Origin of the sequence: Flavihumibacter solisilvae, assembly GCF_000814475.1 — a bacterium.
Taxonomy (GTDB): Bacteria; Bacteroidota; Bacteroidia; order Chitinophagales; family Chitinophagaceae; genus Flavihumibacter; species Flavihumibacter solisilvae.
In genome coordinates this window covers 83,994-94,232 of record NZ_JSVC01000006.1, presented here as the reverse complement: position 1 = coordinate 94,232, position 10,239 = coordinate 83,994, and the positions used below count along the sequence as shown (strand labels likewise).

The 10,239-nt window shown below is 47.3% G+C and carries 10 protein-coding genes; 8 read left to right on the top strand and 2 right to left on the bottom strand.

Going from position 1 to position 10,239, the window contains the following annotated elements:
- Window positions 1-171: 171 nt before the first annotated feature.
- From OI18_RS06070 to OI18_RS06050, 5 genes are all read left to right on the top strand, one after another.
- Window positions 172-1,014, top strand: coding sequence for an alpha/beta hydrolase (locus OI18_RS06070; protein WP_039138051.1), 843 nt, complete (start codon window positions 172-174; stop codon window positions 1,012-1,014).
- 10 nt (window positions 1,015-1,024) lie between these two features.
- Complete coding sequence (locus OI18_RS06065) at window positions 1,025-1,729, top strand: type 1 glutamine amidotransferase domain-containing protein (protein WP_039138050.1); 705 nt, start codon at window positions 1,025-1,027, stop codon at window positions 1,727-1,729.
- Between the two features lie 57 nt (window positions 1,730-1,786).
- Entirely contained in the window at window positions 1,787-2,092 is a 306-nt protein-coding gene (locus OI18_RS06060) for a putative quinol monooxygenase (protein WP_039138049.1), read from the top strand.
- Between the two features lie 11 nt (window positions 2,093-2,103).
- Complete coding sequence (locus OI18_RS06055; RefSeq protein ID WP_039138048.1) at window positions 2,104-3,123, top strand: bestrophin family protein; 1,020 nt, start codon at window positions 2,104-2,106, stop codon at window positions 3,121-3,123.
- A 111-nt stretch (window positions 3,124-3,234) separates the two neighbouring features.
- The gene (locus OI18_RS06050; protein WP_160290198.1) at window positions 3,235-3,885 is read left to right on the top strand and encodes a DUF2490 domain-containing protein; all 651 of its coding nucleotides are present in this window, start codon (window positions 3,235-3,237) and stop codon (window positions 3,883-3,885) included.
- On the opposite strand, the gene OI18_RS06045 is transcribed toward OI18_RS06050, so the two are convergent.
- Together OI18_RS06045 and OI18_RS06040 are read right to left on the bottom strand one after the other, a co-directional pair.
- Window positions 3,886-4,815, bottom strand: coding sequence for a polysaccharide deacetylase family protein (locus OI18_RS06045; protein ID WP_039138045.1), 930 nt, complete (start codon window positions 4,813-4,815; stop codon window positions 3,886-3,888).
- 44 nt (window positions 4,816-4,859) lie between these two features.
- Window positions 4,860-5,519 carry an RNA polymerase sigma factor gene (locus OI18_RS06040; RefSeq protein ID WP_039138044.1) on the bottom strand — a complete coding sequence of 220 codons (660 nt, stop codon included), beginning with the start codon at window positions 5,517-5,519 and terminating at the stop codon, window positions 4,860-4,862.
- Window positions 5,520-5,641: 122 nt separating this feature from the next.
- On the opposite strand from OI18_RS06040, the gene OI18_RS06035 reads away from it, so the two are divergent.
- The 3 genes from OI18_RS06035 (at window position 5,642) to OI18_RS06025 (ending at window position 10,239) form a co-directional block, all read left to right on the top strand.
- Entirely contained in the window at window positions 5,642-6,049 is a 408-nt protein-coding gene (locus tag OI18_RS06035) for a hypothetical protein (RefSeq protein WP_039138165.1), read from the top strand.
- Window positions 6,050-6,203: 154 nt separating this feature from the next.
- Window positions 6,204-8,810 carry a hypothetical protein gene (locus OI18_RS06030; protein ID WP_039138042.1) on the top strand — a complete coding sequence of 869 codons (2,607 nt, stop codon included), beginning with the start codon at window positions 6,204-6,206 and terminating at the stop codon, window positions 8,808-8,810.
- Window positions 8,811-9,162: 352 nt separating this feature from the next.
- A complete protein-coding gene (locus OI18_RS06025) occupies window positions 9,163-10,239 on the top strand; it encodes an AAA family ATPase (RefSeq protein ID WP_039138041.1) in 1,077 nt (358 codons plus the stop codon).

Here is a 10,239-nt window from a genome sequence, read left to right as displayed (position 1 = left end):
TTTCGGAGTGGCTTTGCCGCTTCTTCTTCTTTACATTCCTTAAATCTAAAGTCCAGCGAATTCACTTACAGGTCATTGTGGAACTGCAGATTCACAGTGATCATTTATTTTGATCAATGGCATGTTATTCGGTTCCAGGGTTTATTACCTGTTCCTTAAATCCAGTTTACCATGTCAGTAAGTGAAATCCATTCCGGTTCAACGTTCCAGGATAATAAAGGTCAGTATATTTTTTACCGTAGCTGGAAGGTGAATCAATCCAGGGGGATAGTGCTGGTGGTACATGGACTGAATTCCCACAGCGGCTATTATCACCGCTTTGCAGGGCAACTCAATGGAAACGGTTTTGACGTGTATGCGATGGACCTCTGCGGCCGCGGCCAATCGGAGGGTGAACGGTTCTATGTCCGCGATTACCGTGATCTCATTTCGGATATCGACAAGTTATTGAACATTGCGCGGTCTGCCTACCCGGCATTGCCTGTTTTCCTGCTGGGACATAGTGCGGGCGGGGTGTTTGCTGCAGTATATGCCGTGCATCACCAGGAGAAGCTGAAGGGACTCATCCTGGAAAGTATTGCCTTACAGGTACCAGTACCCGCTTTTGCGCTGGCCACAATGAAAGTCCTTGCACATTTCATTCCCCATAGCCGGCTGGTAAAACTGGATAATGAATCTTTTTCTCGGGATCCATCCATTGTGGCCATGATGAATGCCGACCCGTTACTGGCGGGTGAGAAACAACCCGTAAAGACAATGCAGCAGTTATTGCTGGCGGTAGAATACCTGGAAAGCGAAATGCCCGGGATCACCCTTCCGCTGCTGGTAATGCATGGTACCGCAGACAAGGTTACCCGTTTGTCGGGAAGCAAATACCTGGTGGAACATGTGTCATCCGTTGACCGTCAACTGAAAACCTATGAGGGTCATTATCACGATTTACTGAATGACAAATGCAATGGGATAGTAACAGGGGATATTGTAAACTGGTTAAACACGCACTCCATCACTTAAAATAGAAATCATGAAAAAGAAGATCCTGATTATCGCTTCAAATGCCAATACCATTGGACCCCACAACAGGAGAACAGGAACATTCCTGTCGGAAGTGGCGCATCCTTATGCCGAATTCGACAGGGCTGGCTACCAGGTCGATTTTGCTACCTTATCAGGTGATACGCCTTACCTGGATGCATTGAACCTCGCGGATGATCCTGATAATCTCAAATTCCTGACAGGTAATGGTTGGGCTGCCATGCAGAAAGCAGTTAAGCTCTCCGACGTTGATGTGAGTAAATACGATGCGGTGTTTGTGCCTGGCGGACTGGCGCCGATGGTAGATATGCCCGAAGCGCCATTGCTGAAAAAAGTGATTAAGGAAACCTGGGAACGCGGCGCGGTTGTCAGTGCCGTTTGTCATGGACCTGTTTCCCTGCTGAATGTAAAGTTGAGCGATGGTTCTTACCTGGTGAACGGGAAAAACATTACTTCCTTCAGTACAGCGGAGGAGGATAATTATGCAAGGAAGGATGTGCCATTTGACCTGCAGACTGCGCTTACTGGCCAGGGGGCCATTTACCATGTAGCAGCACCTTGGTCAGCCAACAGTATTGCGGACGGGCGCCTGGTAACCGGTCAGAACCCGGCATCGGCTAAAGGGGTAGCTGAAAAAGTAATTGCCATCCTGGAACCAGCTAAAGCGAAAGCAGAAGCTGCTGCGGCAAACTGATCCTTCCTGCGATTATGGCCACTTCATTAAGTGGTCATAATCCTTAAAATAATCTTTATGACTACAATACCTGTTTATGTATTCGCAAAATGGCAGGTGAAGCAGGGTAGCCTGGAAAAAGTGTTGTCACTGCTTGAAGAAGCTGCCCGCCGCAGCCGGGAAGAAAAAGGAAACCTGGTTTACAAACTTCACCAAAGTAACAGTGATCCTAATACGATCCTGTTATACGAAGGATATGCAGACGAAGCCGCGGCCAGGGAACACCGGGACTCGGATTATTTCCAGGAGATCGTTATAAGCTCAATAGTACCTTTGCTGGAAACGCGCGAAGTGTTCGTTGCGACATCCATCCTGGACCAGTAAGTCAAGATCTTATGATCGTTAGGAAATATCTTTCTCTTAAAGGAATTTTCGAGTTCACCGGGCATCACCTGTACTGGCTTATTGCCTGGATGTCATTAGTGACCGGAGTCTATTATGTTACGAGCTGGCAGTTTATCATAATCCCATGGATGCCGCTCACGGTGATTGGTACCGCCGTCGCGTTTTATGCTGGCTTCAAAAATAACCAGTCATACGACAGGCTTTGGGAGGCGAGAAAGATCTGGGGAGCCATGGTGAATGACAGCAGGAAGTTTGCCAGCATGGTGAAGAATTTCCGGTCAGATGAACCCGGGGCCGAAGCACTTGACGATCTCAGGAAACAGGTCATCTACCGTAATATCGCCTGGCTATACCAGGTCCGTGAGCAATTGATGGAACCGACACCGTGGGAGCATGTCGGTCTCGGTGGCCCGATTGGGCATTTCAACCGGAAAAGGCGGGAAAGGAATATGGGCTATTTCCGGCCTGAGCTGAATGAACTTAAGGAGCGGAAATATCTTTCAGTATCAGAAGAACGCAAGTTGCAGCATGTCAACAATAAAGCGACGCAGCTTTTAGACATGCAGACAAGAGATGTGCAACAGCTTTGCCAGGTCAACGCGATAAACAGCTTTCATCAGATAGCTTTACAGGAAATCATCAATAGCTTTCATGACGGGCAGGGCAGGGCAGACCGGATTAAGCGGTTTCCTTTCCCCAGGAAATACGCAAGTTTCGGTTTTGCTTTTGTATGCATTTTTATTTTTCTGCTGCCATTCGGGTTAGTAGGTGTTTTCAGGGATCTGAAAGATGGATTTATCTGGCTTGCCATACCGGTGGGTGTGATCGTCGGCTGGATCTATGTGGCGATGGAAATAGTCGGCGACTATTCAGAAAACCCGTTTGAAGGCCTCCATAATGATGTTCCCATGTTATCGCTGATCAGGAATAGCGAAATTGATATACTCCAGATGATCGGTGAAAAAGACCTGCCGCAGCCTATTAAACCGAGGGAGGGGATTTTGTTGTAGTCGGACCCTCGCGCTACACAAGAAGGCCTTCACTGTCGCGTCAGGCAAAAAGTTTGAACCCTTAGGTCAAACCGCCAGTCAGCTTATAATGCACATTTGTCAATGGATATGATGAAACACATCATCATACTGGCTGTTATTTGCCCCGCGCTGATAACAATTGGATTCGCCCAGCGCGAATCAAGACCCACTTTTGCGTGGTACCTTCCCGGTGTCTCCTACAAACATTCTCCATCACTCCGGTTTACGGCCCAGGTCGGTGTTGCCACACCACAAACCACGAATGCAATTTGGCTTCAATCGTACATCAGGGCGGGAAAATATATTACACTGAACCCGGCTTACCTTTATTTGCGCAGTGCTCCTTCCAACGGTACAAGGTTGCATGAGCATACACTGATGAATTCAGTGATCATCAATGTGCCGTTGAAGAATTTCCTGATCGATGACCGGAATATGGTTTGGAATCGTTTCCGCCAACACACGGATAATATTCATTTTTATCGGAACAGGCTGCGTGTTGGATACTCCTTCGCCAAATTGCCTCAGCATCCCAGGCTATACGTGTATGATGAGGTGTTCTATTTGTTCAATACGGGTTCATGGGTAAGGAACCGCGTTGCAGCAGGGTTTGCGTGTGACCTTTTTCAGCGGTTCAATATTGATATTTCTTATGTGCGCCAGGCGGAAAAAGGAACGAGGGGGATGGATATTTTCTTTATCATGGGTTTCTTCCAGCTGAAACGCAAAGGTGTTGAGTGATTATTTCCTGCTAAGTTTATCCCGGATCTCGCGCCAGGTAACGAGCTGGATTTTTTGTTGCTGGAGAATGCTTTTGCAGCGGTCGCTCGTAAAGAAATTATAATCGGCCTGGCGCCATGTAGCGCCCCAGTCCGGGTGATCAACCGTTATTGCCTGCATTTCTTCGTCGTCATAGGCAGTGTGGATGAGCAGTACCGTTAGTCCGGGTTTTAGCCCATTCAATACGCTGCTGTAATATTCAGCCATCCCTTTCCTGAAATTGTCGGGGTTTGCAGTTACCACGGTATCGGCGACAATGTCATTGCTGGCCAGGAATGATTCCAGTTTGTGGAAGGACACGGAGCCGGGGCCATTTTTGAACAGCATCACCGGCACTTTGAGTTCACGGCCGAGGGTGATCATTAATTTGAGATAGTCGGGCCTGCCGAATAAAGTGCCCATATGCGAATCGAGGTGTGTGATGTCGATACCGGCATTTTGCGCCTTGCTGATCTGTCCACGGAGTTCAGTCTCCACTTCGGCCAGGCTTGCCGACATATATACGGAATCGACGCTTTCGAACATGTAGCCCTGTGCGTTCTGCAATCCTTTCTGGCGGCCGCTAACCGGTCCCCATTTGTAATATTTCCACTCGCTGGTGAGGGTAAGATGCAGTCCTAGGTCAGCATTTGGATTTGCGCGCGCATAGCTGGCAATTTCGGCGAACCATGGTGTGGGTACCATGATGCTGGCAGAATTGACCATTCCCCTGTCGAAAGCAGCCGTACTTGCTTTATTCTCGGAATGGGCCACACCAAGGTCATCAGCATGAACGATAAGTAGTTTGGTGCCCTTCGGGTAACCGAGTCTTTCGGGAAGGGAAGCGGGTTGACTAAAAGCGCTGCAGGCAGCGGTCATGGCGAGAACGAAAAGAGCAGATGGCAATCTCATAGCGTTAATATAACGCTTTTTCAGATTGCGTATAACATGGATGCCTATCCTATCTGGCGCATAACAGCCTGGACCATCCTGTCGCAACGGGAAAGATGGAAATGCAGGATCTCTTCTTTCTGGTAATAGCCGGCAAGGGAATCCCTAAGCATGGCTTTGGCGCGGTTCAGGCGCACTTTCACATTCGCTTCGGTGATTTCAAGGCATTCCTGGGTTTCTGCCACATTCATGTCTTCGATTTCCCGCATGACGAATACAGTCCTGTAGATTTCGGGGAGCCTGCTGATGGCGTCTTCCAATATGGCTTTCAGTTCAGACTGGAGAACCCTGGTAACGGGCGTATGTGTATCGCCTGCGTGCCAGTGTTGCAGTTCATATTCCATATTGTCGTCGTTCATCATAATGGTCTTTCCTTTCTTTTTTAGGCGTAGCAGGCATTCATTGATGAGGATCCTGGTGATCCAGGTCGAAAAACCCGACCTGAATGCGAATTTCTCAAGGTTTTCATACGCACGGATATATGCCACCTGCATTGAATCTTCCACTTCTGCGTCGTCATTAAGTATCGACATGCCTACCCGGTACAGCCGCTGGTTATAACGGCGTACGATTACTGCATAGAGATTTTTCTCCCCATGTAAAATCCTGGTGATCACTTCAGTATCTGAAATGTGCGTGGCGCCGGTTGTTTCGCTTTGATTCATTATTAAATGGCTGCTAATCAATTAGAGTATCGATGACCGTTAAGGTTACAAAAAATGTCCAAAAAATTATTTTGTAACCTTTTGTAGCTGGCTTTACTCCAATGTTTAGTAAAACAAACGCTATGAAAAATTTAGTTCAAAGTAGTCACCAGGTTCAGCAGGTTTTAAAATATACGTATGGAATTGTTCCCATTGTGGCAGGCCTGGACAAATTCACCAACCTGCTTACTGACTGGAAAGAATATCTCGGTGGTCCGGTAGCTAACCTGTTGCCGTTCAATGCAGCCTCTTTTATGTCAATAGTAGGTATCATTGAAATTGTCGCAGGCCTGCTGGTACTGGCGCGGCCGAAGATCGGCGCCTGGGTCGTAATGGTATGGCTGATCCTTATTGCTCTCACGCTGCTGCTGAGTGGTCGCAATTTTGATGTGGCAGTCAGGGACCTGGTAATGGCGATCGGTGCATTTGCGCTTGCAAAACTTTCGGTTGTATTTGCGGATGAAAAAGCTCCTGCACATGCCGTAGCATGAAAACTGATTTTGTGCCGTAGTACAAACGTCCCGATACCCCGCGGGGCGTTTGTGTTTTTGTAGTTTTCTTTCCCGTCATAACGTTCAACAATCGTTTGCGTGTTCGGTCCTGTTTCAGATCGAATAAATTGTCCGTTAAAATTATACGACAGGAATGAAAAATTTGTTTCTGGTTCTTATCATGCAGGTTATGGTCCTGGTTGCCTTTGCCCAAAAGAACGGGAATGGCTGGAAACCATTGGGGCCATTCAGTATCCACCGGCAAACGGGGGAAGTTTCGGCTCCGGGACTTGGCGTGTTCCGTACGATTGATGTAGCTCCCAATAGTGATAGCCGCCTCCTGATGGGAGGTATGAGCAGCGGAATCTGGTTATCAAAGGACAAGGGAAAAACATGGATCAACAGCAGCGCTTCGCTTCCTGTAGAGAACGTCAAGAAGCTGCAGTTTTCAACCGCTGATCCGAAAATCGCCTATGCTGCCACTACTACCGGGATAATCCGATCTTCCGATGGCGGGGAACACTGGTCATTCACTTCTCTAAATATTTTATCGAAATTACCTTGTGCTGACCGTCAGAAACTGGACGATGACCGCACCCTGTTATCACTTTCCCCTGCCGAATCCAATACGCTGATTTCCTCAGTCGGCGATACACTTTTCCGTACCGGCGACGGGGGCAAAACCTGGTCGGCTGTACAGCCGGATTTCATGACCCAGTTCATTGAATGGCATCCCGTAAATAAGCGGATCGTATATGCGGGAGGTGCATATAAAAAATCGCCCAATTCATTTGTTATCCTGCGTTCTGACGATGGCGGATTACATTTCGCAAAGGTTACTGCCGGATTACCGGATCCTTCGAAGCTGGTCAGGCTCAGTGATATCACCGCTACGGTTTCCCCGGCTGATCCTGATAAGTTATATGTGCTGATTTTTGGTGACGCCAAATTTGTTCCACAGGGCAGGTTAAATGAGAAACGCCAGATGGTTGGTGCATTCCTTGTCAGCAGCGATGCGGGAAAATCCTTCAGTTCCGTTACCCAGCACAATAATTATCGTTATATCGACGAACACTTTTCCGTCTTTCATATGTACAGCGATGACGCTGACAAGGAGAAATACGACTTCGATTATGCCGATAAATCCTTCTGGCAGGCATCCTTTCAACAGGTTGGATGGGCTACGGCACTTGCTGCCTCAGACCGCGATCCCAATCTTCTTGCGATGGCAGCCTCCGGAGCGGTGTTCAGTAAGGACAAAGGTTCCAGCTGGGAGTTCCTGCGGCTGCGTGGTTCATATGCGATTCACGGGGACATACAGGCCGTAAAGATCCGGGGCAATGATGTCTGGCTTGTGAACGATGGCGGATTAAATTATGTGAACCTGCTTGACCGCCGGCAACAAAGAATGGAAGGTTATAGTGGCCAGGATCTCTGGGGTTTCAGCACTTCCTTCAAATCAGGGGTGATGGCGATCGGGGTTGACCACAGCGGTACAATGATCTATGACGAGAAAATCTACGGGAAGAACTGGTATCACTACGGTGGTGGTGATGCAATGACTGCCAGCCTTAATCCCTTCGATGACCGCTACCTTTATGGTACCCCCTACGACCATTATATCATTAAGCGTCCGTCATTTCTGCGTGATGAAGCGAGTGCAGTTAAATCGAAAATTAATTTCGGTTACATTCCGAACCGTAACATGGAGTTTCACCCGAATGAAGTATATAGCTTTTTCGCGATCGATGAGGATAAATCACACTGGAGATATGATACATGCCGTGTTGTTGCAACCAGGGATAATGGTAAAACAGTGGACACCCTGCTGGAGTTCCCAAAGAAAGCTTATGGAAAACGGGTAAGGGTGAGCATTAGCAATCCGAATACCCTTTATGCGATCTGTAATAAGCCTTCAAAGTGTTATGCATCAGAAGATGGCGGTAAAACCTGGGCAGATATTACACCAAAGGACACAGTCGCTATGAAGTTTGGATTTAACGACATTGCAATAGACGACAGGAATTCACGACACCTTTTCCTGGTTATCGGTGGATTTCAGAATGAAAGAAAAGTATTGGAATCCATTGATGGAGGATTGAGTTGGACCGATTTTCATTCCAATGAACTGCCCAAAAACGAATTGCTCACAGCGGCATTTCAGCGGGGCACGCAAAATGGCATTTACCTGGGTGCTGATCCCGGTGTTTTTTACCGGAGTGATAAAACGGGACGCTGGCAGCAACTGGGTCACGACCTGCCTTATACGCCGGTAAACTTCGTCAGCCTGGATTATGATCAATCCAAAATCAGGATTGGGACTTATCGCGGTATCTGGGAGCATTCAATGGCAGAAGACTTTCTGCCAAGAGCCAGCTTTGCCCTGAACAAAACAAGTTTACCCCAGGGTGAAAGCGACGAACGGAAAGTTTATTTATATGACCATTCTGCGATCAGGGGGAAGGGTGCTAAGTGGTATTGGGAACTTCCGGGCTCAGTGCAGGGAACTTCAACAGATGAAAATCCCATTATTGATTATGAAACAGCAAAGCCAGGTAAGTACTCTGTACGTCTGACCATTACCGATAGCCAGGGCCGGAAGGATAGTTTTGAGATGAAGGACGTAATTGAGGTGAAAAATAATTATCCCTGGAACCTGCGGGAAAAGAAACTTGAAAAAGACGAGGAAAGAGAGCGGGAAAGAGAAAGAGAGCGGGAGAGGGAAGAAGAAAGAGAAGGCGAAGCGGAAAGTGAGTTTTGAAAATAATTTTCCAGATCACTTTGCATTATCAAAAAAAGATTTACATCTTTGCGTTCTCATAACAAATAAACATAAACAACATGCGCTACTGTACAAACCATATTAACTCCGATTGTCGGGCGGCGCTATGTTATAAATAATTCAGAAAGTAAATTTAGTTACGAAAGCCCCGCCCGAAAAGCGGGGCTTTTTGATTTCAAGACACATTATGCAAGGCACAAAAAAGCAAAATGCAAATAGCTATCGCCAACTTCGACCTGTAGGTATACGGGCATAGGATCGTATTCCATGCCTGCATAACCCGGTCGAGTATCGACCGGGTTTTTTTGTGCGCAACAAGAAAAACAAAACAATGGACAATTTATTCAGCCAGAAAGTGATCAATGCAAACAGCCTGTTTGACAGTGATTACCTGGATTCAAAAATGCTTTACCTGCATACTTTTAACCAGTTGCCAAGCATCCACTTTATCAATTTCGTCGACGGAGAAAAAGTGTTCGGGGCGATCACAGCGAAATTAGCAGGCAGCATCACAGCGGTACATAGATCATGTTGGTACAGGCGTCCGAAGAAGAGATTCGAGTTCAGCAAAACGATCATCCTGTTCAATAACCAGCTTTCAATTGAGCTTGACAGCGATTATTGTGAAATACTCCACAATGGGCAACAACAGGAATTACTTGAAGAGATCATCAAAACTATATTGCCATTTAAAGCTAAGCAGCGTCGACAGCCACTGGAGATTAACCTGATTGTTCAGTCAGGCTCCGGGTTTGAACTGAAGGCAATGGAAATCAAAAGGACATCGCTTGACCTGGGCCTGTTTTATGCCGACGACTTTAAGCCGGCGGATGAGGTAATTCAATCGAGGCTTCGCAAGAAGAATGATAAAGGAGTAGTGCTATTACACGGATTGCCCGGGACAGGTAAGACGAGCTACATCCGTTACCTCATTGGACGGATAAAAAAACGTGTGCTATTCCTTTCGCCCACTGTTGCCGGAAACCTGATGAACCCTGAATTTATTGATCTGCTGATCGATAACCCGAATACCGTTTTGATCGTTGAGGATGCGGAAAACATCATCATGGATCGGAGACAAAACAGCGGTTCTTCCGTTTCGAACCTGTTGAATATTTCTGACGGGTTACTGGCAGACTTTCTCAATGTACAGCTCGTGTGCACTTTCAACAATGCACTCGCGCAGGTTGATCATGCATTGCTGCGAAAGGGCCGACTGATTGCCAGGTACGAATTCGGCAAACTGCCGGTGCCCAAAGCGCAGCGGTTGAGCGATCACCTGGGGTTCAGGAAAGTTATAACGGCTCCCATGACTGTAGCGGAGATCGCTAACCCCGAGCCCCCGGCAACTACAATTAAACAAACAAACGCTATCGGGTTCAGGCAGCAGTCTGTTCTGGTGGAGTAA

Excerpts from the sequence above, each read along its gene's own strand:
- OI18_RS06050 (WP_160290198.1), top strand. The coding sequence starts at position 3,235 with ATGAAACACATCATCATACTGGCTGTTATTTGCCCCGCGCTGATAACA.
- OI18_RS06065 (WP_039138050.1), top strand. The coding sequence starts at position 1,025 with ATGAAAAAGAAGATCCTGATTATCGCTTCAAATGCCAATACCATTGGA.
- OI18_RS06070 (WP_039138051.1), top strand. The coding sequence starts at position 172 with ATGTCAGTAAGTGAAATCCATTCCGGTTCAACGTTCCAGGATAATAAA.
- OI18_RS06040 (WP_039138044.1), bottom strand. The coding sequence starts at position 5,519 with ATGAATCAAAGCGAAACAACCGGCGCCACGCACATTTCAGATACTGAA.
- OI18_RS06055 (WP_039138048.1), top strand. The coding sequence starts at position 2,104 with ATGATCGTTAGGAAATATCTTTCTCTTAAAGGAATTTTCGAGTTCACC.
- OI18_RS06045 (WP_039138045.1), bottom strand. The coding sequence starts at position 4,815 with ATGAGATTGCCATCTGCTCTTTTCGTTCTCGCCATGACCGCTGCCTGC.
- OI18_RS06025 (WP_039138041.1), top strand. The coding sequence starts at position 9,163 with ATGGACAATTTATTCAGCCAGAAAGTGATCAATGCAAACAGCCTGTTT.
- OI18_RS06035 (WP_039138165.1), top strand. The coding sequence starts at position 5,642 with ATGAAAAATTTAGTTCAAAGTAGTCACCAGGTTCAGCAGGTTTTAAAA.
- OI18_RS06030 (WP_039138042.1), top strand. The coding sequence starts at position 6,204 with ATGAAAAATTTGTTTCTGGTTCTTATCATGCAGGTTATGGTCCTGGTT.
- OI18_RS06060 (WP_039138049.1), top strand. The coding sequence starts at position 1,787 with ATGACTACAATACCTGTTTATGTATTCGCAAAATGGCAGGTGAAGCAG.